At 66.1% G+C, this 22,968-nt stretch carries 16 protein-coding genes; 4 read left to right on the top strand and 12 right to left on the bottom strand.

Annotation, left to right across the window (positions count from 1 at the left end; translation table 11 throughout):
- Positions 1 to 49: 49 nt before the first annotated feature.
- The 8 genes from ACW175_RS18320 to ACW175_RS18355 all read right to left on the bottom strand — a co-directional run bounded on the left by ACW175_RS18320 (position 50) and on the right by ACW175_RS18355 (position 11,340).
- Positions 50 to 1,087 (bottom strand): glycosyltransferase family 4 protein, encoded by a 1,038-nt coding sequence (locus tag ACW175_RS18320; protein WP_492101419.1) that lies wholly within the window; start codon positions 1,085 to 1,087, stop codon positions 50 to 52.
- Between the two features lie 10 nt (positions 1,088 to 1,097).
- On the bottom strand, positions 1,098 to 2,135 hold the full coding sequence (locus ACW175_RS18325; RefSeq protein ID WP_492101420.1) for a glycosyltransferase family 4 protein: 1,038 nt from the start codon (positions 2,133 to 2,135) through the stop codon (positions 1,098 to 1,100).
- A 3-nt stretch (positions 2,136 to 2,138) separates the two neighbouring features.
- Positions 2,139 to 3,254, bottom strand: coding sequence for a DegT/DnrJ/EryC1/StrS family aminotransferase (locus ACW175_RS18330; RefSeq protein WP_492101421.1), 1,116 nt, complete (start codon positions 3,252 to 3,254; stop codon positions 2,139 to 2,141).
- Positions 3,251 to 3,898 carry an acetyltransferase gene (locus ACW175_RS18335; protein WP_492101422.1) on the bottom strand — a complete coding sequence of 216 codons (648 nt, stop codon included), beginning with the start codon at positions 3,896 to 3,898 and terminating at the stop codon, positions 3,251 to 3,253. The genes ACW175_RS18330 and ACW175_RS18335 overlap by 4 nt, the downstream gene beginning before the upstream one ends.
- Entirely contained in the window at positions 3,898 to 4,875 is a 978-nt protein-coding gene (gene gmd, locus ACW175_RS18340; RefSeq protein WP_492101423.1) for a GDP-mannose 4,6-dehydratase, read from the bottom strand. Before gmd ends, ACW175_RS18335 begins: the two co-directional genes overlap by 1 nt.
- A gap of 112 nt (positions 4,876 to 4,987) precedes the next feature.
- Entirely contained in the window at positions 4,988 to 6,298 is a 1,311-nt protein-coding gene (locus ACW175_RS18345; RefSeq protein WP_492101424.1) for an HlyD family type I secretion periplasmic adaptor subunit, read from the bottom strand.
- Positions 6,299 to 6,360: 62 nt separating this feature from the next.
- The gene (locus ACW175_RS18350; protein WP_492104995.1) at positions 6,361 to 8,091 is read right to left on the bottom strand and encodes a type I secretion system permease/ATPase; all 1,731 of its coding nucleotides are present in this window, start codon (positions 8,089 to 8,091) and stop codon (positions 6,361 to 6,363) included.
- A 243-nt stretch (positions 8,092 to 8,334) separates the two neighbouring features.
- Positions 8,335 to 11,340 carry a beta strand repeat-containing protein gene (locus ACW175_RS18355; RefSeq protein ID WP_492101425.1) on the bottom strand — a complete coding sequence of 1,002 codons (3,006 nt, stop codon included), beginning with the start codon at positions 11,338 to 11,340 and terminating at the stop codon, positions 8,335 to 8,337.
- A gap of 263 nt (positions 11,341 to 11,603) precedes the next feature.
- Here ACW175_RS18355 and ACW175_RS18360 point away from each other — a divergent pair, with 263 nt between their 5' ends.
- From ACW175_RS18360 to ACW175_RS18375, 4 genes are all read left to right on the top strand, one after another.
- Complete coding sequence (locus ACW175_RS18360; protein WP_492101426.1) at positions 11,604 to 11,903, top strand: helix-turn-helix domain-containing protein; 300 nt, start codon at positions 11,604 to 11,606, stop codon at positions 11,901 to 11,903.
- A gap of 66 nt (positions 11,904 to 11,969) precedes the next feature.
- Entirely contained in the window at positions 11,970 to 13,466 is a 1,497-nt protein-coding gene (locus ACW175_RS18365) for a hypothetical protein (RefSeq protein WP_492101427.1), read from the top strand.
- Positions 13,467 to 13,545: 79 nt separating this feature from the next.
- Positions 13,546 to 14,805, top strand: coding sequence for an FkbM family methyltransferase (locus tag ACW175_RS18370; protein ID WP_492101428.1), 1,260 nt, complete (start codon positions 13,546 to 13,548; stop codon positions 14,803 to 14,805).
- Between the two features lie 112 nt (positions 14,806 to 14,917).
- The gene (locus ACW175_RS18375) at positions 14,918 to 16,222 is read left to right on the top strand and encodes a glycosyltransferase family 4 protein (RefSeq protein WP_492101429.1); all 1,305 of its coding nucleotides are present in this window, start codon (positions 14,918 to 14,920) and stop codon (positions 16,220 to 16,222) included.
- On the opposite strand, the gene ACW175_RS18380 is transcribed toward ACW175_RS18375, so the two are convergent.
- The 4 genes from ACW175_RS18380 to ACW175_RS18395 all read right to left on the bottom strand — a co-directional run bounded on the left by ACW175_RS18380 (position 16,219) and on the right by ACW175_RS18395 (position 22,718).
- Complete coding sequence (locus ACW175_RS18380) at positions 16,219 to 17,718, bottom strand: tryptophan halogenase family protein (protein ID WP_492101430.1); 1,500 nt, start codon at positions 17,716 to 17,718, stop codon at positions 16,219 to 16,221. The genes ACW175_RS18375 and ACW175_RS18380 overlap by 4 nt on opposite strands.
- Positions 17,719 to 17,754: 36 nt before the next feature.
- Entirely contained in the window at positions 17,755 to 18,876 is a 1,122-nt protein-coding gene (locus ACW175_RS18385; protein WP_492104996.1) for a cupin-like domain-containing protein, read from the bottom strand.
- Complete coding sequence (locus tag ACW175_RS18390) at positions 18,786 to 19,520, bottom strand: SapC family protein (protein WP_492101431.1); 735 nt, start codon at positions 19,518 to 19,520, stop codon at positions 18,786 to 18,788. Before ACW175_RS18390 ends, ACW175_RS18385 begins: the two co-directional genes overlap by 91 nt.
- Positions 19,521 to 19,613: 93 nt before the next feature.
- The gene (locus tag ACW175_RS18395) at positions 19,614 to 22,718 is read right to left on the bottom strand and encodes a TonB-dependent receptor (protein ID WP_492101432.1); all 3,105 of its coding nucleotides are present in this window, start codon (positions 22,716 to 22,718) and stop codon (positions 19,614 to 19,616) included.
- Between the last annotated feature and the right edge of the window lie 250 nt (positions 22,719 to 22,968).

Raw genomic sequence — 22,968 nt, forward strand, 5'->3', positions numbered from 1 at the left:
ACTTGGGCGAAACTCACCGTAACCCGGCCTTCAACCCAAAATTTGTGGCTTAATCAAGAAGACGGCGGACCGTCTCCTCCCATGTGACATTCTTGGCGCGCCAGAGATCGCGCGCGGCGCTCCCCAGAGACTTAGCCCGAACCTTGTCCGACGTCATGCGATCAAGCGCCTGCGCCAGGGCCTGAGGCGTCGGTTCGGCGACCGCGCCCGTGGCTTCGCTGACGATCTCCAGCAGGCCGCCGGAGTCGGTGACGGTCAGGACGGCCTTGCCTGAAGCGAAGGCCTCCATCGTGACGTAGCCGACGCTGTCCTCGTCGAAGGGCAGGTAGGCGCAGGCCAGGGCGTCGTTGGCCCACCGTGCGATATCGGCGCGTGGGTGGAAGCCGAAGCGCAGATCGACGCGAGCCTTCAGGTCCAGGTCCTCGACCAGCTTGGTCAGGCGATCGGCATAGGCCTGGTTCTCCGGCGGACCGGCGATGACCAGGCGCGGACCGTTCGGCAGCAGGGCCAGGGCCTCGATCAGCAGATGCTGGCGCTTGCCCGCCGCCACCCGGCCGCCGGCGAAGATGTAGTCGCCGTAGTCGCCGCCGGTAAACAGCTCGCCGTCGTTCAGCGGCGGGTACAGAACCTCGCTCGACACGCCGTTGAACCTGGTCAGACGGTTCTGGGTGACCGGCGAATTGCAGAAAATCTTCCGGCATTGCGCGAAGCAGGCATTGTCGGCCTCGCGGATCGCCGCCTTCACCGCCCTGCCCGCGTCGTCGAAGTCGAGGTGGCTCTGGCCGGCTTCGGACAGGTCATAGGCCTGGCGGAACTGGTGCAGCAGCCACAGCACCTTGTCCTGGTGCGGGATCAGATAGGCCGGGAACTTCAGGCCGATCACGCGGTCGACATTGTAAAGCCGCATGCCCTTGGAGATCAGCATCTCCTCGATCAGGCGCTCGGCGGGTTCCCAGGTGAACGGCACGCGCACCAGCTCGGACTGCACGCCGGGCGTGGCGTTCAGGCGGCGGACCAGATGGTCGGCCAGTTCCTCGGCCCCGCCGCGCTGGAAGGGAGCGGCGTTGTTGACGACCAGCACTTTCATGGGAGAACCTTCATGCGGTCAGCCGATCCACGACGGTGCTCCAGTCGATCTTCATCTCGGCCAGGCGGTTCAGCGAGGCGGTCCCCATATTGGCGACGCCCTGCTTGTCGGCGTGCAGGCGGTCGAACTGCTCGGCCAGGGCCCGCGGGTCCGGCTCGCTGATCAGGCCGTTGCGGCCATGCTCGACCAGCTCCAGAACGCCGCCGGAATCGGTCGTCGTGATGATCGGCTTGCGCGCGTGGGCGCCTTCCAGCGACGGGTAGCCGTAGCTGTCCTCGTCCTTGGGCAGGTAGGCGATAGCCAGCGCCGCCTTCAGCATTTCGGCCTTCTCGTCCTCGCTGATCCAGCGGTCCTCGAGGATGACGCGATCCTGGACGCCCAGGTCCTTGGTCATCTGGACCAGCTTACGGCCATAGTCAGCGCTCGACGCCGTGCCGGCCAGACGCAGCTTCACGCCGGTCTTCACGTGCTGCATCGCCTCGATCATCAGGGCCTGGCGCTTGTGCGGCTCTAGACGCGAGATGGCGACGATCTCGTCACCATAGCCCGTATGGGTGAAGCGCTCGGGCTGGTAGATCGGCGGGTACAGCGGCGTGGCGTCCAGGCCGTTGAACGTCTTCAGGCGGTCGGCCACCACTTGGGAGTTGGTGAACACCGCCCGCGCCTCCGAGATCGCCCGCGTGTCGAGAGCCCGCAGGTTGTCGCGGATGGCGCGGTGATGAGCATCGTCGGGCATGCCGCGATAGGGCGTGTCCCACAGGTCGTAGAAGGTGCGGATGTGGTGGATGAACCACAGCACCTTGTTCGGATGATCCACCACATAGGCCGGAGGCCGGAAGCAGATCACCCGGTCGCACCATTGCGTCAGGTCCATCAGCCGCCAGGTGGCGATCTGGTGCAGAATCTCGTTCGGATCGTCGACGAACGGCAGATAGAACCGCTCGACCTCGTGGCCGGCCTCGAGGAGCTTCTCCTCCAGCCATTCGACGATGAAGCGCGCCCCCCCGTTGATGAACGGAACGATCGAGGACAGCAGGACGATGCGCATGGCCTAGACCAGCACCTGATCCAGGGCGGCCACGACACGGTCGATATCCGCTTCTGAGAGACCCGCGTGGGTCGGCAGGTTCAGGCCGTCGGCGCCGCAGGCCTCGGCCTGGGCCAGATCGCCGGTCGCCAGATGGGCGTAGGGCGGCATGGTGTGCATCGGGTGGAACACCGGACGGCTCTCGACGCCCAGGGCGTCCAGCTTCTGGATCACCTCGTCGCGCGTGGTCGTGAGGCCCTCGCCCAGCCGCACGGTGTACATCCAGAACACGTGACGGCCGGTGTCGGCGACATACGGCTTGATCACCCGGTTGCCCAGGCGCGCCAGCTTCCCCTCATACCAGGCCACGACGCGCTCCCGGGCGGCCAAATGGTGCTCTACCCGCTCCAACTGGGCCAGGCCGATGGCGGCCTGAATGTTGGTCATGCGGTAGTTGAAGCCGACCACCGGGAACCAGTAGCGGCGGTTCAGATCCATGCCCTGGCCGCGATAGAGGCGCATCACCCGGGCCAGTTCGTCGTCGTTCGTGGTGATCATCCCGCCTTCGCCGGTGGTGATGATCTTGTTGCCGAAGAAGCTGAAGGTCGCGCAATCGCCCAGCGAGCCGGACATCTTGCCCTTGTAGGTCGCGCCCACGGCCTCGGCCGCGTCCTCGATGACCATCAGGTTGTGCTTCCTGGCGATCTCCAGGATCGGGTCCATGTCGGCGACCTGGCCGTACAAGTGGACCGGCATGATCGCCTTGGTGCGCGGGGTGATCTTGGACTCGATCGCCGCGGGATCGACGTTGAAGGTGCGGGGGTCGTTGTCGACCAGCACAACCGTGCCGCCGCAATAGGTCACCGCATTGCACGAGGCGATGTAGGTCAGGCTGGGGATGATCACCTCATCGCCCGGACCGATGCCCATGGCGACAAGGGCCAGGTGCAGCGCCGTCGTGCCGTTGTTGCAGGTGATCGCGTGCTTGACGCCGCAAAAGTCGGCGAAGGCCTGCTCGAAGTCGGTGATGAAGCGGCCGGCCGACGAGATCCACGTCGAGTCCATGCACTCCATGACGTAGTCACGCTCGTTGCCGTCCAGGCTGGGCTGGGCGACGGAAATCCGCGGCTGGTCGCTCAAGAACGCTCTCCTTTGATCCGAGCCGGCACGCCGATCGCCACGACCGCGTCCGGAAGGTCACGCACCACGACGCCGCCGGCGCCCAGGATCGTGTCGGCCCCGATGCTCACGCCGGGGATCGCGCGCGCGCCGACGCCGAGGAAGGCCCGCTCGCCGACGATCACGCCGCCGGCCAGGGCCGAGGCGGGACCCACATGGCAGGCCGCGCCAAGGTCGCAGTCATGGTCGACGACCGCGCCCGTATTGATGATGGCCAGATCGCCGATCCGGCTGTCGGCGTTGATCGTCACGCCCGCCATCACCGCCACGCCCTCGCCGATCCGCGCGGACGGCGAGATGACGGCCGAAGGGTGGATGGCGTTGACCAGGGTGAAGCCCAGGGCGCGAGCCTTGTCGCCCAGCTTCTGGCGCAGGCGGTTGGAGCCCAGCGCTACGAAGAGTTCGGAGAACCCCTGCTCTCGCAGCTCCGCTAGCTTCAAGTCGTCGCCGACCACAGGAACGCCGAGCACCTCGCGCGGCGTCGGATCGGCGTCGACGATCACCGCCACGGTCTTCCCCGAAGCGCGCAGGCTTTCGATGACCACCTTGGCGTGGCCGCCGCCGCCGATGATGACGACGCCCCCGATGGCGAGGGTTAGGCTCATCAGTTCCTGGACCGACGGGCGATGTCGGCCTCGACCATCTCGGCGATCAGCTCCTGCATGGTGATCTTGGGCTCCCAGCCCAGCGTCGCCTTGGCCTTGGCCGGATCGCCCAGCAGCAGTTCGACCTCGGCGGGACGCAAGAACTTCGGATTGATCGTGACGTGGTCCTGGTAGTTCAGGCCGACGGTGGCGAAGGCCACCTCGCACATCTCGCGGACCGTCCAGGTCTTGCCCGTGGCGACCACATAGTCGTCCGGCGTCTCTTGCTGCAGCATCAGCCACATGGCTTCGACATAGTCCTGGGCATGGCCCCAGTCGCGCTTGGCGTCCAGGTTGCCCAGTTCGACCGTCTTCTGCTGGCCCAGCTTGATGGCCGCCACGGCGTCGGTGACCTTGCGGGTCACGAACTCGATGCCGCGCAGCGGGCTCTCATGGTTGAACAGGATGCCGGCCGAGGCGTGGAGGCCGAAGCTCTCGCGGTAGTTCACCGTCATCCAGTGGGCGTACATCTTGGCCACGGCATAGGGCGAACGCGGATAGAATGGCGTCTTTTCCGACTGCACCGGATGCTGCACCAAGCCGTACATCTCCGACGACGAGGCTTGGTAGAAGCGGGCCTGCGGGCATTCCAGCCGCACGGCTTCCAGCATGTTGGTGGTCCCGATGCCCGTGACCTGACCCGTCAGATTCGGCTGGTCCCAGGAGGCGCCGACGAAGCTCTGAGCGGCCAGATTATAGACCTCGTCAGGCTGCAGACGGCGCATCAGGCGCGACAGGCCGCCGGAATCCAGCAGGTCGCCGAGCTCCAGCCGGACATCGTCATAGACGCCGATCCAGCGGAGGCGGTCGCCGATCACATCCGCCGAGGCCGAGCGGCGCAGCATGCCGTGGACGGTATAGCCCTTCTCCAGAAGCAGCTTGGCGAGATACGCCCCGTCCTGTCCGGTAACACCGGTGATCAAAGCCGTCTTCGCCACTATCGACTCCAGTAAGAATGAAGGTGTCTGACTACACTATTGGAGGCGATTGGAAAGCGGCCTTGAGCCGCTTTCCAAAAGCGTGGGAAATCAGGCCGTTAAAACCCGCGCCCTACTCCTCGCGCATGGTCGTGCGCAGGGTCTCGCGCAGCGGCGAGAACAGGTATTGCAGCACCGTTCTTTCGCCGGTCGGCACGATGACCTGGGCCGGCATGCCCGCGGTGACCTTGTTACGGAACTTCGGGGGCAGTTGCTTCACATCGACCCGCACGATCCCCAGGAAGTAGGCCGTCTTGCCTTCCGGGTCGGTGAGACGGTCGCTCGAGATCGACTCGATCTTGCCGTTCAGGATCGGAATTTCGCGCGAGTGGAACGCCGGCAGGCGCACCTCGGTCGTCATGCCCGCATGCACATTGTCGACGTCGGTCGGCTGGAAGTGTGCCTGGATCACGAAGCCTTCGTCGTTCGGGGCGATGTCGACCATCGGTTCGGCCGGACGCACCACGGCGCCTTCGGTGAAGAAGCGAAGGTTCTGGGCCGTGCCGTTGACCGGCGAGACGACATTGATCCGGCGCTGCTGATCGGAGGCGACCACTTCCTTTTCCGTCACCTCGGCCAGCTTCACGCGGGTCTCGGCGATGTTCTGGCTGACCTCCTCATAGAAGGTCTGCTTGATCTGGCGGATCTTCAGCTGGGTCTCGGCCATGCCCTGGACCGACTTGGCGCGGTCGGCCACCAGGCGACCGATCGAGCCGGAGAGGTTGGCTTGCTCGCGCTCAAGCGCCAGAAGCCGCGGCCGCGGCACCAGGCCCTTGTCGTAGATCTTGCGCAGGTCGCCCAGTTCGTCCTCGATGAAACCCAGCTGATCCTTGAGACCCTGGGTCTGGCGATCGATACCCTCGATCTCGCTGCGGTATTGGTCCCGCTGCGAATTCATCAGGTCGACTTGGCCTTGCAGCGTCTGGCGGCGCTCCTGGAACTGCGACTGTTCGTCGGCCAGAACGCGCGCGACGACCGGGTCCGAACGCTGCCCCAGCAGATCGGCGGGGAACGTGATCGAGCCGCGCTGATCACGTTCGGCCAGAAGCCGGGCTTCCATGGCCTTGAGCGCGACGTACTGGCTGCGCGTGATGCCGGCGGCGGCGTTGGCCTGGGTCGGATCCAGCTCGAACAGCACCTGTCCGGCTTTAACCTTCTCGCCTTCACGGACCAGGATCTTGCGGAGGATGCCGCCTTCCAGGTGCTGAATGGTCTTGCGGTTGCCCTCGGAGGAGATCACGCCGTTGGCGATGACCGCGCTGTCCAACGGCGCGAAGGCGGCCCAGCCCAGCAGACCCACGAAGGTCACCAGGATGACGCCATAGCCTATCCTGGCCACGCCTTTGTAGTTGTCCGTCGGACGCTTGATCGTGGGAAGCTTCATCTTGTTCTTGGGCCTGCTGGGCGCGCCGGCTGGCGCGCCTCTGGGAAAAGGGCGAACGACGGTTAGTGGGCGCTCTGGATCGGGGTGGGCGCGGGCGACGGCGGCGGGGGCGGCGCGGCGCCGGTCAACTTGGCCAGCATCGCGTCACGCTCGCCGAAGTCGGCGATGACACCCTGGTTGATCACCATGATGTAATCGGCCTGGGACAGCAGGTTCACCTTGTGCGTCGCGAAGATCACCGTGCGCTTGACGGCCTTGAGGCGGTTCATCGCCTCCGCCAGCGCCATTTCGCCCAGTTGGTCGAGACTGGCGTTCGGCTCGTCGAGGACTACCAGCGCGGGCATGCGGAAGAGCGCGCGCGCCAGACCCAGACGCTGGCGCTGGCCGCCCGACAGGGACGCCCCGCCCTCGCCGATAGGCGTGTCGTAGCCGTTGGGCAGGCTCTGGACCAGTTCATGGACCCCGGCCAGGGTCGCCGCCTCGATGACTTCCTGCGGCTGGAACTCGGTGAAGCGGGCGATGTTCTGGGCGATCGTGCCCGAGAACAGCTCGATGTCCTGCGGCAGGTAGCCGATGTGGCGGCCCAGCTTTTCCGGGTCCCACTGCTTGATGTCGTAGCCGTCGAGGCGGATGACGCCCGCCGTGCACGGCCAGACGCCGACGACGCCGCGCAGCAGCGAGGACTTGCCCGCGCCGCTGGGGCCGACGATGCCGACCGAGGCGCCGGCGTCGATGCGGAAGCTGGCCTGGCGCAGGGTTGGGGTCTGGGCGCCGGGCGGCAGGATCGACGCCGCCTCGGCCGAGAGCACGCCGCGCGGATCGGGCAGCGGCATGTGATCGCTGGTGTCGCGTTCCTCGCGCAGCATCGCTTGCAGGCGATCCCATGAACTGCGCGCGCCCAGCAGGCCCTTCCATTGGCCCACGGCGCCTTCGATCGGGGCCAAGGCGCGGCCGACCAGGATCGAGCCGGCGATCATCGAACCAGCCGAGATCTTGCCCTGGATGGCCAGATAGGCGCCGCCGCCCAGGATCAGGGTCTGGATCACCTGGCGGAACACCTTGATGCCCGACATCACCGCGCCGCCGGCGTCGCTGGCCGAGGCCTGCCACGCCACCTGCTCGTCGCGGCGCACGCGCCAGCGCGCCTGCAGGCCGCCCCACATGCCCATGGCCCTCATGACCTCGGCGTTGCGCAGAGTCGAGCCGGCGTCGTTCTGGGCGGCGATCGAGGCCATGGTCGCCATCTGGATCGGGCTCTTGGTGGCCCGGTCGTTCATCACGGCCAGGCCGAAGATGATGATGCAGCTGATGATGGCCAGGATGCCGAAATAGGGGTGCAGCATCCACGACACGATGATGAACACCGGCGTCCAGGGCGCGTCGCAGAAAGCGATCAGGCCGCCGGTCATGAAATCGCGCACCTGGTCCATGTCGCGGAACGCCTGGGCGCCCTGCCCGCGGCGGTTCAGCGTCGAGTCCAGCACAGCCCGGAAGATCGGGTCGCGCACGGCGCCGTCGAACTTCAGGCCGCCGCGCACCAGAACCTGGGTGCGCAACGCTTCGAGCAGGCCATAGACCACGAACAGGAAAATGCAGATCAAGGTCAGCACGACCAGGGTGGCGACGTTACGGCTCGACAGCACGCGGTCATAGACCTGCAGCATGTACAGCGGGCTGACCAGCGCCAGAATGTTGATGAAGAAGCTGAACACCATGGCCGTGATCACCGCCGGTTTGGCGACGTCGACGGCTTTGTCGAGGATGGTCGGCTGAGCGCCGGCGCGGTTGAGGATCATGTCTCGCCTTCGAACCCCGCGTCTGATGGCGGGTCGTGTACAGTAACAACTTAGGCCGCGTCTCGACCACGAAATTGTGGCCAAAAGTGAGCGGTTCGTCCTTGGGCTAGACCACAAGGCGCTTCCGATCGCAAGTCTGCCGGATCGCACTCTTGACTGGGTGTCAGTTCGCCCCGGCCCAAAAGAAAAGGCCCGCCGGATTTCTCCGGCGGGCCCCCAAAGCTTTCGCTCAGGTTTTTCTTAGTTCGTGGTGACGAAGTCGCCGGCGGCGACCGAAGCCGTACCAACCAGCTTGATCACCAGGTCGGCGGTGGCGTCGAACACGCCGTTCTTGTTCACGTCGACGATGACGAAGGTGTCGCCAGCGGCGGTGTGAACTTGCGACAGACCGCGGGTGTTGATGCCGTCCGAGAACAGGTTGGCAGCCGACAGGGTGGCCAGGACAGCGGCGTCGTTGGCGACGGTGCCCTTGTCCACGACGCCGGCGGTCAGGGCGCCGTTGACGCCCAGAGCGCTGATGTCGAGCTTGTCGGTGCCCGTGGTGAAGTTGGTCACCACGTCCATCTTGCCCGCGTTCACGGTGCCGCCCGCGCCCGAAGCGCCGGCGGTGCCGGTCACGTCGAACAGCGAGTCGGTGGCGAGCTTGTAGTTCAGGGTCGTGACGCCCGTGCCGGCGTTGATCGAGTCACCACCAGCGCCCGTGTAGACGTTCGAGGTGTTCGCGCCGGTGTTGACGGTGTCGTTGGCAGCGCCGGTGATGATCGTCTGGGTGCCGGTGACGGCGCCCGTGGCGATGATGTTCAGCGGACCAGCAGCCGAGCCATCGATCGAGATCGAGTGGCCAGCCGTACCCGTGGTCAGTTGCAGGCCGGCCGAGCCGGTCAGCACGTACTTGTTGGCGTCGGCGTAGTTCGGGCCAGCGCCCGAAGCGCCGATCGTCACCTTGTTATAGGTGCCGGTGCCGGTGATACGGCCAGCCGAAACGATGTTCAGCGTCTCGACTTGACCAGCAACGGCAGTGCCGCCCAGGGTCAGCGAGTTGACCGTCACGCCCGAAACGTTGGCGCCGGTGGTGGTGCCGTTGTTCAGGTTCAGGGTCAAGGCGTCCGAAGTAGCCGAAGCGTCCTTCAGCTGCAGGATCAGACCGGCGGTGCCGGAGACGCTACCAACGACGGTCACCGGCGAAGCGGCCACCAGGTTGGTCAGGGCCACAGCGCCCGCCGAAGTGCCGACTTGATACGACGTGATGCCGTTGATCAGGGTCGGGTCGTAGGTTTGGGTGGTGCCGACGGCGCCAGCGTTCGACACGCGCAGGGTTTCGAAGCCCGTGACCAGCGAGGTCAGGTTGGCCGCAATGTCCGCGCCGGTCGAGAAGGCGATGATGTCGGTGCCAGCGCCGCCAGCGATCGCGCCGGTCAGGGCAGCGCCCGTACCGCCGGTGACCGTGACGACGTCAGTGCCCGCGCCGCCGGTGAAGACGGTGGCCGAGTTCGCACCGATCGTGACGTTCACGCCCGAAGCCGTCAGGCCCGAAGCATTGATCGTCTTCACGTTCGCGCCTAGGTCACCCAGCGTCACAGCGCCAGCCGTCGTCGACGTGGTCGAAGCCGCGCCCGAGACGTTGACGGTGGAGGCGGCGGTGAAGATGCCGGCCGAGACAGCACCGAGGTTCAGCGTGCCAGAACCCGTGGTGATGTTCAGGGTCGTGACGTTGCCGCCGCCGCCCGTGAGACCACCCAGAGCCACAGCGCCCGAACCGTTGACGGTCAGAGCAGCGGTGGCGCCGGCAGCAGCTCCGCCGAAGCCGGTCAGGCCAGCGGCGGTCAGAGCCGCGCCAGCGTTGATCGTCAGGGTCGACACGGTGTTAGCGCCGGCCAGCTGAACGGCGCCAACCGTGTTGGCTGCGCCGGTCGAGTTGATCGTCGACGAGGCCAGGGTGCCCGTGCTGGTGATCGTGATGGTCGGAGCCGTGGCCGGAGCCGAAACGCCGTTCGTCAGGTTGATCGTTTCCGAGGTCGCGCTGGTGTAGGCGGCGGTCACGTTGGCGGCGTCACCGACGGCGCCATTGATACCAACGCCTTGACCGTTGGTCAGGCCCGTGAAGGACACGATGTTGGTCGAACGGTCCGAGAAGAACGAGGTTGCGCCAACGAAGCTGCCAGCAGCAACAGTCGTGACGTTAGCGGCGTTCGTCGACAGAGCGCGCACGTTGATGACTTCAACGCCCGTGGTGCTGGCTGCCGGGATCGAGAGCGTGCCAGTTTCGCCAGCGCCGGCGCCGGTGCTGTTGTCGGTCACGACGACGTTCAGAGTGTCAATGCCGGTGCCGCCATTGATCGAGTCAACCGCCGAGAGGGTGGTCTTCAGGTCGGCGTTGGCGATCGTGCCGCCCGTGTTGGTGGTCACGACGGCATTGAACGTGTCGTCATTGGCCGTGCCCGTCAGGGTGTCGATGGTCGCGCTCAGCGCAACAGTCGAACCCGGGGTGCCACCGGTCGAACCACCGTTCGCGCCATAAGCGCCGAACAGGTTGATACCAGCCGAGTTGTTGGCGGTCAGGCTGCCGTCGTCAGCCAGGTCCTTGATCAGGTTGGTCGTGGCGGCAGCATACGAACCGACGCCAGCGCCGTTGTTGAACGTCGTGGCGAGGTACATGATTTCACCAACGATCGCGGCCTTGACGGCCAGATCGAGGTCGGCGGCGCTGGTGGTGGCCGGCAGGTTGGCCTTCACGTAGCTGGTGTAGTAGGCGACCGAGGTCGCGCTGGTCAGGAAGCCAACGGCGGCGTCGACATTGATGCCGGCGGCGGCGGCCGCGGCGTTGCCGATGATGATGTTGTAGGCGGCCTTGGTGGCTTCAGCGACCGACAGAGCGCCGTACGAGGTGTTGAACGCGGTCTTGGCGGCCGTGTTGCCCAGGGCCAGAGCGACCGATTGAGCGATGAAGCGGTTTTCGCCGTTCAGGCCCGCTTGAGCGCCGGCGCCAACGAAGGCGGCGTTCAGGAACGACAGGCCAGCTTGGCTGGGCGCGACGCCGGTGAAGAAGGCGTAGGTTTCAACGCTGACGGCGGTGGTGATGTCCGAAGCCAGGTCGATGGTCTGGGCCAGCGCTTGCGCGTCGGTCAGGGTGCCAGCGGCGTTCTGGTTGGCCAGAGCCGTCAGGGTCAGGGTTTGAGCGGCGCTCGGCTGGGTGCCGGCGTTGGCGTTCGTGAAGAACGTCTGCAGTTGGCTAGTCGTATAAGCCATGTGGCTTGTCTCCCAAAAAAATCCCACACCCCCCGCGACCTATTGGCACGCATGGGAGCAGCGACGGCTATAGAGCAAACGTCATACGTCGACAATAGCCGAATTCACGGGGTACAGCATTTTTCTAACCGGTACAGCAAATTCCTATGTCGCGTTCCTTGAACCCCCACGCCGAACCGGGTATATAGAATGCGGATTTCGGACGTCAGTGATCGAGCGCGCACACGCGCTCCGCACGACGGACGGGGCGTGAGGTCTTTATTATGTATGGTAATCCGCAACGCCGCAGCGCCTCGGAGGTGCAAGACCTCCGCCGCGAAGGGGGTCGCTGGCTGAAGGAGCAGCGCGAGGCCGTGGGCCTGTCGCAGCGCCAGCTCGCGGCTAAGGTCGGCGCCGACTATTATACCTTCATTTCTCAGCTCGAGACCGGTCGCGGCCGCATTCCGCCCGATCGCTATCGGGATTGGGCGCAAGCGTTCGAGGTTCCCGAAAAGACCTTCGTTCGCGAGCTGCTGCGGTTCTACGATCCGATCACCTACGAAATCCTGTTCAGCGAAGCGTAGTTCGGTTAGTGTCGCCCTGCCGGTGGGGGCCGGCCTTGTTCTTAGGCGTGGGGAAATCACCACCGCATGACCGCTCAGGTCCTTTCGTTCTTCCAGCGCTCGCCGCGCTACGCGCCCAAGCCGGCCGACTGGACTCAGCAGGAACTGGCTGAGTTCTATCGCGTCGAGAGCGCCCTGATCCGCGCGGGCATCCGCGTCGGCACCGACCGGGGCATGAGCGACGAGAACGAACCCTGGTTCGTCTTTTACCGGTCTGACGACGGCGAGGTGGTCATCCACTTCGCGCGTATCGACGGCGAGTACATCATCGCCGGCCCCGCCTACGAAGAGATCGCCCGCGGCTTCGACTTCACCGCGCTGGTGCGCAACATGGTGTCGCGCCACCCGCTGATCCGCCGTCAGGACAGCGGCGGCAACCTGTCGATTCACCCGGCCGCCCTGCTGGTCGCCGTGGTCGGCACCGCCTTCTTCAAGACGGGCGAGGCCCGCGCCGGCGAAACCGGCGCCAGCAACGCCCAGTCCGGCCACAGCCGCCCCGTCCTGCTGTCGTCCAGCTCGAACGCCGGCCTCGGCAACGGCGTCGCGTCGATGACCTCGCCGCAGGCGGCGACCTACGACACCGTCCAGCTTCCCGCCAACCAGGCGGTCCTGGTGCTGGCCGCCGCCCTGCTGGCGTCCGACTACAAGACCCAGACGGTGACCATCGATCCTTCGGCGAGCGCCGCGATCACGGCGGCGGCCGCCTCGCTGGACTTCAGCGGCGTCGCGCAGCCCGCCGTGGTCGCCACGGACAGCGGCCTGTCGCTGAACAGCGCGCCCCACGTCACCGCCGTGGACAGCACGCCCGCCCAGACCGTCTCGTCGGTGCTGTCGCTGGTGGCGATCCTTTCGACCCTGCCGCAGAGTTCGGGCGCGACCTCGGCCGCGGCCGAAGCCGTCGTTGGCGAGACTAGCAAGGGCGGTCACGACCACGTCTCGGGCCTGCCCGCGGCTGCGACGGACAGCGCCAGCTGGACGATCGATGTTCGCCTGGACCTGTCTTCCGGCAGCCTGCCCTCGGTCGAGGCGGTGCAGTTGGTCCGCGCCGTCCTGGGTGACCAGGGCGACCGCAAGATCACCGTCATCGAGGTCTCCAAGCTGCCTGACGTGCTGGCGGACATCGTCGGACGCGGCCAACATTATTCGACGACGCCCGCGCCCGCGGACCTTGGCGGGCCGACCGCTCCGGAATCTCCGACCACGCCGACCACGCCCGTCGACGTCGGCGGTTCGGATTCGCCTACGGGTGGTATGACGTCGCCTGTCGAGCCGCCGAAGCCGGAAACCCCGGCCTATGCGTCGCCGGACATGGTCAAGCAGTTCATCGACTACTTCATCGCCCACGCCCCGGTGGTCGAGATCGTGGTCAACGGCGCCGAGATCATTATCCTCGACAGCCGCGTCCTGCATAACAGCAACCTGATCAGCCACCTGGACAGCATGACGTTCGATTTCGCGGACGGCAGCTCGATCAGCCTGGTCGGCGATCATTCGTCGTTCCTGCACGACGGGAATCTGATCTAAACAGACGCGGTCGCGCTCTGGTGGCGGGCGCCGCGGTCATTCGGCCGGGGCTTGTCGAGACCTGTTTAGGAAAATTGACTTGAGGCCCGTACGCCTGGACATGGCGATCCGCTCCGCCATGCGTTCCCCGCAGTCCGCGACCTCGGTCGCCGACCCCGCACCGCAACCCGACGGCCCGCCGCCGCGCCGCCGCTTCGGCTTCGCCCGGCGGCTGCTGGGGCCGTTGCTCTCGCCGGTCGCCGACTATGCGCGCCGTTATCTGCAGGCCAGCGTCGAGCATGAGCTGCGCAAGACGCGCGGCCACCTGAACGCGCTTTCGGCCGAGTTGCATGCGGTGAACCTGCGACTGGACCAGACCCACGCCCTTCTGCACATGGCGCTCAAACAGAGCGATGAGGCCACCCGCGCGCTGTCGGCCCATCTTTCGCGGCTGGAGCCGCCGCTCGCGCGCCTTGAGGTACGCGGCGACCAGTTCGGTTCGGACCTGGCCCGCCTGCCTGGCCTGTTCGGCCCCCGCTTCGACGAGCTGGAGATCAAGGCGCGGCCGCTGATCCACTACGACGCCGAGTCGACCGCCATCCGCATGCGCGACGGCTACATTCTTGCGCCAACCGCCCTGCCCACCTTCGTGACCATGCTGGCCAACGCCACCAGTCGCGGCCTGGAGCCCGGCACGGGTGACGTGCTGCGTCGCCTGGTCCAGCCCGGCATGGTCGTCGCCGATGTCGGCGCCAATATCGGCCTGCTTACCTTGATAATGGCGTGGGCCGCTGGCCCAGGCGGCAAGGTCATCGCCTTCGAGCCTGAAGCCATCCCACGCGCCAACCTCGAGAAGATGCGCCACCTCAACGGCCTGTCCTGGGTCGAGGTCCGCGACCAAGCCGTGGGCGCCGAGGCCGGCCAGCTGACCTTCCACGTCAGCGACATCATCGGCCACAGCTCGCTCTACGCCCTGCCCGAGACCGAGGGCTCGCGGGAGATCCAGGTCGAGGTCGTGCGCCTGGACGCCGTCGCGCCGGCCCAACGCATGGACGTGGTCAAGATCGACGTCGAGGGCGCCGAGCTGGACGTGCTGGCCGGCATGTCGGGCCTGATCGCCAAGAACAAGGACCTGGCCATCGTCGCCGAGTTCGGTCCCGAGCACCTCAAGCGCGTCGGACAGACCCCGGCCCAATGGTTCAAGGCCTTCGGCGACGCGGGCTTCAAGGCCTACATCATCGACGAGACGACCGGCGCGGCCGAGCCGACCAACGCCAAGGCCGCCGCCAAGGTGGTCTCGGCCAACATCGCCTTCGTGCGCGCTGGCGGCGACGCCGAAAAGCGTCTGCTGCGGCGCTAGGGCATTTTCGATCCAATTGGATCGGTGAAATACTCTAGCCTCTTGTTTTAACGCATTTTCTGACGACGAACCGGTACCCACTTCGTCGGAAAATGCGCTAGGGATCTCTGCCATGAAGATCTGCTGGGTGACGCCCTTCGTCCTGCGCTCGTCGATCGGCCGGGTCAGCGCCGAGGTCGCCAAGCATCTCGCCCTGCGCGGCCACCAGGTCGAGATCCTGCGCTGCGAGGACAAGGACGACGCGGCCGAACCGCTGCACCCGACGGGCCTGCGCGTGCGCCACTGGCGGTCCTACGACCTCTCGCGCCTGCGCGACGACTACGATGTGGTCGTGGTCAATATCGGCGACAACTATCCCTTCCACGCCGGCGTGTTCGCGATCCTGGACGCCGCCCCGTGCCTGGGGATCTTCCACGACTTCTACATCTACAACCTGTTCTCGGGCTGGCTGCACTACAACGGCCTGGACTACCGTCGGCACGACGCCGAGATCGTCGCGACCTATGGCGAGGCGGCCCTGCCCCACGCCGTGGCCGTCCGCTCGGGCCAGATGCTGGACATGGGCGAGATCGCCCAGCACCTGCCGATGACCGAATGGCTGGCGGGCCGGTGCGAGGCCGCCTTGGCGCACGCCCAGTTCTACGCTCCCAAGCTGGAGGCCGTCGTCCAAGGCCCAGTCGCCGTGACGCCGCTGTGCTGCCCCGACCGCGCCACCCCGCCGGGGCCGCCGAAGGCCAAGCGCCAGCTGACGATCACCACGGTTGGCGTCATGAACCCCAACAAGCGCGTCGACGACGTGATCCGCGCCATTGGCGGCTCCGACACCCTGAAGGCCTGCGTCTATCGCCTGGTCGGGCCGATCTCGGACGAGGAACGCGCCAAGCTGGAAGCCACCGCCGCCAAGGTCGGGTTCGAGAACCTGGTCGTCGACGGCGCGGTCGACGACGACACACTCGACCGCCGACTCGACGAGGCCGACATCATGGTCGCCCTGCGCAAGCCGGTGCTGGAAGGCGCCTCGGGCTCGGCCTGCGAAGGCATGCTCAGCGGCCGCCCGACCGTCGTGGCCCGCGCCGGCTTCTATGGCGAGCTGCCCGACGACCTGGTCTTCAAGATCGATGGCGGGATCGTGGTCGAGGAGCTGCGCGAGGTGCTCGAACGCCTGGTCGCCGACGAGGCCCTGCGCCGCGAAACCGGCAAGGCCGCCCGCGCCTGGGCGCTGGCCAATCTCAACGCCGCCCGCTACGCCGAGGCCATAGAGGACCTGGCGCAGGCCCAGCTGACCGGCCGCCCTCTGCTGGCCGTCGGCCGCCGCATCGGCGGCGAACTGACCGCCATGGGCCTGGCCGACACCGACCCCGCCGCCGCGCGGATCGGCGCAACCTTGCAGAGGCTGTTCGCGCCGCTCCCGATCTAGGCGCTCTTGCTCACCGGGGGCGCGCAGTAGCGGTCTAGGAAGGCCTGATGCCGCGGCAGTCGGGCGACCATGCCGTCGATGTTGCGCTTGAGGTCTTCGAGCGCGGCCTTCAACTGCAGAGGCGGCATCAGCCGGCCCATGTGGTGGTAGGCCTGAGGCTGGATCCGCTGGCCCAGCAGAACCTGTAGCCACGAGTCGACCTGGAACAGCTCTCCCGGCGCCTGATAGACCTGAGCGCTCTGGCGGAAGAGCTCGATGCGCTGGGCCAGGCTGTCGGGGATGTCCATCGCGCGCACGCGATCCCAGAACGGGCTGTCGGTCCGCTCGGTCGCCTTGTAGTGCAGGATGATGAAGTCGCGGATCTTCTCCAGCTCGTCGTCCGCCTGGCGGTTGTAGCGATCGACCGCCGCCTGGCTGATCCCGGCGAAGGGAAACAGCTGCATCAGCCGCGTCACCCCGATCATGATCAGGTGGATGGAGGTCGATTCCAGCGGCTCGACGAAGCCGCTGGCCAGGCCGAGGGCCACGACGTTCTTGTCCCAGGTCTTGCGCCGACGCCCGGTGCGATAGCGGATCAGGCGAGGCTCGATCAGGGTCTCGCCCTCGATCTCGCCCATCAATTTGGCGCGGGCATCGTCATCGGACATGAAGTCGCTGCAGTAGACGAGACCGTTGCCGACCCTGTGCTGCAAAGGGATCTTCCAGCGCCAGCCCGCCTCGTGGGCGATCGCGCGGGTGTAAGGCACAGCGGGCTCGGTTGACCGGGTCTGCACGGCCAGGGCGCTGTTGGTCGGCAGCCAATGGTCCCAATCCTCGAAGCCGGCCTTCAAGGTCTGCTCGATCAACAGGCCGCGGAAGCCGGTGCAGTCGATGAAGAGGTCGCCCTCGACCGCCTCGCCGCTCTCCATGACCAGGGCCTCGACGAAGCCGCTCTCCGCGTTCTGACGGACGGAGGCGATCTTGCCCTCGACCCGGCGCACCCCGTCGGTCTCGGCCATGCCGCGCAGGAAGCGGCCGTAGAGACTGGCGTCCAGGTGGTAGGCGTAGTTCAGCGGGCTCTCGTCGCCGGTGTAGAACCGGTTCTGCTCGGCGGCCTTCAGCTCCAAGCAGTAGTCGCCCAGATCGCCGCCGAAGCCCTGCTCGCGGGCCTGCATCCAGAAGTGATGGAAGCCGCCCATCCAGGTGGATTTGCCGACCTGGCCGAACGAGTGGATATAGCGGTCCCCGATCTCGCCCCAATTCTCGAACGAGATGCCCAGCTTGAAGGTCGCCTGGGTGGCGCGCATGAACTCGGCCTCGTCGATGCCGAGCAAGGCGTTGAAGGTGCGAGCGGTGGGAATCGTCGACTCGCCCACCCCGACCGTGCCGATGTCCTCGGACTCGACCAGGCTGATGTCGAGCAGCGGACCGAGCTGCCGGGCGAGGGCCGCGGCGGCCATCCAGCCGGCCGTGCCGCCGCCCGCGATCACCACCTTGCGGATCGTCTGCTGGGTCATCGCGCCCTCCCCTTCGTTCTTCTTGTCGGTTCAGTCTTATCGGTTCAGGCGGTCGAGCAGGTATGCTCGCAGCCGCCTGGCCTTGATCTCGTCCATCGGTCCCAGCGGCCCCCGCGCGGCCTCGGGCAGATGCGCCCCGGCGCGCTCGGCGGGGCCGAACAGGTAGTAGTCGAACAGGGCCTTCCAGCCCTGCTTCTCGAAGTCGGGCCGATCACGCAGGCTGAGCAGACCGTGCAGCAGGGTGGTCATCGGCGTATCGACGAAACCCGGCGAGGCGTTCCACCAGTAGTTCACCAGCACGTTGAATGGCTCCAGCGCCTCGACCTGGTGCCACCACAGGGCTGGATAGACGAGAACGTCGCCGGGCTCGATCTCGGCCACCTGGGCGCTGGCGATCGCCTGGAGGAAACCCGGATGCCGCTCGAAGTCGGGGGCCTCGAAATCAACCAGGCTGACCACCTGGCCGCCAGGCGTCGGCTCCAGCGGGCCGGGATAGAGATTGGCCACCTGGTCCGGCGGAAACAAAGTGAAGCGCCGACGGCCCACGGCGCAGACGGCGATATTGTTGGACATGTCGTAGTGGGCGGCCGCCGTCGTGCGGTTCCCGATCCAGATCCCGGCCATCGGCGGCTGCGGACCGAACACATCGGGGCCCAAGCCCAGGTCGTTCGCGGCCTTAAGGCTTGGGAAATAGGCGTCGAGATCGGCCGAGCCGACATAGACCGAGGGGGCGTCGTTTCGGCCCTCGACCTCTTCGAGGCGGCGCAGAAAGGTCTCCAGCGGCGCGCGCTCGGCCTCGAAGTTCATGGCCGTGAGGGTCTCGTCGTAGGAGAACCGGCCCTTGATCGACTGATCACCGCTGTAGCCGACGACCCGACCGCCCTGGTCGTGAGCGCGAATATAGTCGCGCGCCGCCTGGCTGGATTCGAGGCCTGCCTGCACTAACGGCCAGTCCCGCGCCAGGCCCTTGAAGACCATCGGCGTTTGGCCAGCCAACACGGCGTCGAACGGGATCTGGGCCGGCGTCGCGACCGTGGTCTCCAGCGTCCGGCGGGCCGTCAGGGCGGTCACGTCAGGCCGATCCCGAGAGAGCGGCGCTTGCGGGTCTTGCGGGCGATGAGGTCCTCGATATTGCCCATCGAGGCGATCAGGGCCCAGGCCGCGCGCAGCAGGCCCGATTGGTGCAGACGCTCAAGCTCCGCGCCTGCGACGGCCGCCAGACGGTCGGGCGCCAAGGTGAAGACGTCGGGCACCTCGTAGCTGGTCTCGTCGTCCAGCTTGATCTCGATGTCGATCGGCTCGATCAGGCCGAGCTCGTCGAAAGCGGCGAACATCGGGCCGGTGACTTCCAGGCCTTCGTGGATGAGCGCCAAGGTCTGGTTGACGCTCTGCAGGTAAGGCGCGGCGCCGCCGGCCGGCAGGAACAGACGCTCGCCCGCGTCGCGGCTGACGCGCGGATGGTCGAGATCGACATGGATCATCGCTCGCGGCTCCTCGCCGCGCGCATCGTGCCGCAGGGCGATCGAGAAGGGCCCGCGGCGCTGGACGGCGGGGATGTAGCGGGCGTTCCAGCCGGTCTCGTCGAGGAACAGGTTCTCGTCGCGATCCAGGCCCAGCAGCGCCACGGCCTGGTAGTCGCCGGCGGCGTCCTTGCGGATCAGGATGGGATATTCGCGCTGCGCCGCCTCGAACTCGGTCGGCAGGAGCAGCGTCTGATTGATCGCATCGCCGTAGGCGACGCCATGGCTGGCGATCACGCGCAGGTCGGCGTGATCGACGTTGTTGAGAAGCACTCGGTTCATGTCGGCCAACTGATGCTCGCGGGAGGCTACTTCAAAGGAAGAAAGGGGCCGCCGCAAGCGGCGACCCCTTCATCCACTTCCAGGACTTCCGGTCTAGAAGCGGTAGCGAGCGCCGAGCAGGAAGCGGCGGTCGATTTCTTGACCGAACCACAGCTCGTTCTCGTCCCGAGCATAGGTGCGCAGGTGCTCCTTGGTCAGGTTGAGGCCTTCCAGCGAGATCGCCAGCTTGGGCGTGACGTCGTAGTTGACGCTGAAGTCCACTTGGCCGAAGGGCGCGACGTTGACCGGGTTGCGCGAACCACCGCGGTTGGTGGCTTGCAGGAACTTGTCGCGCCAGTTGTAGATCAGGCGGGCCGAGATTCCGTTCTTGTCGTAGATCAGCGTCGCGTTGGCCGTGTCCGACAGACCCAGCAGCGCGAACTGGTCTTGCGACGGGTCCACGCCGTTGTCGAAGCCGACATCGCCGCGCACCAGCGTATAGGCCCCGGAGACGCCGAAGCCGGTGTCGCCGAAGAAGTGCTGGCCCGCGATTTCGAAGCCGTGGATCTTGCCGGTCTTGTTGTTGATCGGCTGCGAGATCTGGAAGTTGAACAACGGGTCGCTGCTGTTGGCCGTGATGTCGGTAGCCGCCAGGATCTGATCGACGAAGGACTGGTTCAGGTCGCCGCCAGAGATGCGGTTGGCCTGGAACTGCGTCGTCGCCGCCGCCACCGAGCCGGTCCGCTGGATCAGGGCCGTCATGGTGAACAGGTTCACGTCGGTCTGGTTGGCGCCGATCGCGGTCAGAGCGGTCTTGGCGTCGCCCGAACGGGTGCCCGCCGCGCCCGAACTCGGGTCACGCAGGCCGAACAGGTTGCCGTTCTTGGTGCCCGTGCCGACGAAGTTGTTCACCCGCTTCTCGAAGAAGCCCACCGAGATGTAGCTGCTGGGCTTGTAGTACCACTCCACCGACACATCGAAGTTGTCCGAGATCAGCGGCTCCAGGTCTGGGTTACCCGAGGTGCCGAGCGGGATGGCGCCGTTGGCGACCGGACGGTTCGGCGCCCCAGCCGACTGGGCGGCGAACAGGTTGCCGTATTCCGGACGCGCGACCGTGCGGCTGAACGAGAAGCGGCTGGTCAGGTTGTCCCGCAGGTCAACGCGGAAGTCCATCGAGGGCAGCAGGTTGTTGTATTTGCCCTTGCCGGAGATCGGCTGGTAGGTGCTCGAGGTCTGGACCGTGAAGTCGTTGTCGGCGGTCCACACGATGGCGCTGGGCGTGCGCACCAGCGACGTCGAGGTGACATCCGTCCGCTCGTAGCGAATGCCGGTCACCAACTCGGCCGGGAGACCGGCCAGTTCGGACTTCCAGGTCACCTGACCGTACACGGACGAGATGTTTTCCTTGACGCGGTTGTTGTCCTGGCCGGTGACCCCGACCGCGTTGCCCAGCGCCGCGTAGGGCTTGGACAAGGCATTGTAGAGGTCGATCGCGTTGGCGCGGAAGGACACGAGGCCCGCGCCCGACTGCTTCAGGTCAAACGAGTTGAACTGACACGCCAGGCAGAACTGCTTCACCAGGTTGCCCGCGTACTGCTGGACGTCGCGCGGCGAGGAGATGCCCCAGCTGCCCAGATCCTGCTGCGTGTTCAGGCTGGTCTGGATCATGGTCGACGTGCGGTAGTCAGCCCCGAAGTCGAAGCGGCTGCCGTTGTCGTCCAGGTCCCAGCGACCGTCGAGTCGGACTTCCTTGACCTTCTGCTGCTGGCGTTGGGCCGAGGTGCGGGCGACCTGGCTGCCCAGGTCGCCGGCGTCCAGCACGCCGTTGCCATTGCCGCGCGGCGCGGCGTCATTGATGCTGATGGTCTGCACCGGCACCGTGCCGCTGTAGTCGACGCTGTGGGCGGAGACGACCGGCGCGCCGATCGAAACCGAGGTCATGCTGGTGCCGTTCGGAGCGTCCGGACGGCTGTCGGCCTTGGAGACGTGGGCGTCCAGAGCCAGGCTGAAGCGGTCATTGACCTTCCAGTCGCCGTTGAAGCCGACCGACTTCAGCGTGTCCTTGGTGGCGCGGTACTGTTGCTCGAAGCCCATGTCCTTGGTGCCCGAAAGCGCTTCGGACAGCAGGACGGCGGTGGCGACGACGGGGTTCTTGTCGAACGTCACCTTGTCGAACGGACGATTGAACCAGTTGGTGCTGTCGTTGCGGCGTTCGAACTGCTTGTTCTGGGCGTACAGCCCGTCCACGGTGAGGGTCAGGTTTTCGACGGGACGGTACTGGACCGACATCTGGCCGTTGATGCGCTCACGCTCGCCTTGCGAGAAGTGATAACGGCTGTCGTTCGGGATCGCGACCAGGGTCGAGCCGCTGGCCGGGGAGTTGGTGATCTGGGTCGCGCCGCCATTGCGGACGAAACCGTTGGCGGGATTGATGAAATCCGAATAGGTCCGGATGTTCCAGTCGTTCGAGGTGGTGCTGCGGCTGGTGAAGTCGCGCTTCTGATAGCTGCCGAACGCCGAGACGCCGAACTTTTCGCTGTCATCGGCCCAGTTCAGCAGGCCCGAGACTTCCGGCGTGAACTTGTGGCCGAAGTCGTCGACCTTCTTGTCCATGCTGGTGTCGTAGACGCCCTTGACGCCGATGCTGCCCGTCAGACCCGGCTTGCCGTCCAGAGGACGACGGGTCTTGACGTTGATCGTGGCGCCGATGCCGCCCGTCGGAATGGCCGCGCGGCCGGTCTTGTAGACCTCCAGCGTGGTCACGCCTTCCGAAGCCAGGTTCGAGAAGTCGAATGAGCGGCTGGTACCCGACGCGAAGTCAGCCGACTGGTCGCCACCGACCGTGGCGACCTTTGCGGTCGGCATCGAGCGGCCGTTCAGGGTGACCAGGTTGAAGCTGGGACCAAAGCCGCGGACCGTGACCTGCGAGCCTTCGCCGTTGGTGCGGTCGATGGACACACCGGTGATCCGCTGCAGGGATTCAGCCAGGTTGGTGTCCGGGAACTTGCCCATGTCTTCGGCGGAGATGGCGTCGACCACGCCGCTGTTGTTGCGCTTGATCGCGATCGACCGCTCGAGAGAAGCGCGGATGCCGGTGACGACGATCTCGTCCACGGCGGTGTTTTCTTGGGTCTGCTGAGCCAGCGCTGAGCTGGCGAACATGGCCGCCGTGATGGCGACGCAAGAGGCAGACGCGTTCAAGCGACGATGCCGCTTCATAGGCCGTTCCCCCTAATTAGCCCCTGTGGGGCAGTGTTTTTGTTACGCGCCGGAAGCATTTCCGGCTGCTCTTCCCGTCCCGCGAGCGTTGGAGAAACAACCAAAGCACGAGGCACTAGTTAGCGGTAACATCGGTCGCTGACGGCCGCAATGACAAAATGACAGCGCTGGCAGGATTTTTTCAAGGCCGTCTGAACAGATTTTTGTGGCTAGCGAACCGGCTCGATGGGGTGAGGCCTGACAATCTCCC

It is taken from the genome of Caulobacter sp. FV1ye6ST, from assembly GCF_058681225.1.

What these genes read in the sequence shown, in the direction of transcription:
- ACW175_RS18320 (WP_492101419.1), bottom strand. Translation starts at nt 1,087, where the DNA reads ATGAAAGTGCTGGTCGTCAACAACGCCGCTCCCTTCCAGCGCGGCGGG.
- ACW175_RS18325 (WP_492101420.1), bottom strand. Translation starts at nt 2,135, where the DNA reads ATGCGCATCGTCCTGCTGTCCTCGATCGTTCCGTTCATCAACGGGGGG.
- ACW175_RS18335 (WP_492101422.1), bottom strand. Translation starts at nt 3,898, where the DNA reads ATGAGCCTAACCCTCGCCATCGGGGGCGTCGTCATCATCGGCGGCGGC.
- ACW175_RS18345 (WP_492101424.1), bottom strand. Translation starts at nt 6,298, where the DNA reads ATGAAGCTTCCCACGATCAAGCGTCCGACGGACAACTACAAAGGCGTG.
- ACW175_RS18355 (WP_492101425.1), bottom strand. Translation starts at nt 11,340, where the DNA reads ATGGCTTATACGACTAGCCAACTGCAGACGTTCTTCACGAACGCCAAC.
- ACW175_RS18360 (WP_492101426.1), top strand. Translation starts at nt 11,604, where the DNA reads ATGTATGGTAATCCGCAACGCCGCAGCGCCTCGGAGGTGCAAGACCTC.
- ACW175_RS18365 (WP_492101427.1), top strand. Translation starts at nt 11,970, where the DNA reads ATGACCGCTCAGGTCCTTTCGTTCTTCCAGCGCTCGCCGCGCTACGCG.
- ACW175_RS18375 (WP_492101429.1), top strand. Translation starts at nt 14,918, where the DNA reads ATGAAGATCTGCTGGGTGACGCCCTTCGTCCTGCGCTCGTCGATCGGC.
- ACW175_RS18380 (WP_492101430.1), bottom strand. Translation starts at nt 17,718, where the DNA reads ATGACCCAGCAGACGATCCGCAAGGTGGTGATCGCGGGCGGCGGCACG.
- ACW175_RS18390 (WP_492101431.1), bottom strand. Translation starts at nt 19,520, where the DNA reads ATGAACCGAGTGCTTCTCAACAACGTCGATCACGCCGACCTGCGCGTG.
- ACW175_RS18395 (WP_492101432.1), bottom strand. Translation starts at nt 22,718, where the DNA reads ATGAAGCGGCATCGTCGCTTGAACGCGTCTGCCTCTTGCGTCGCCATC.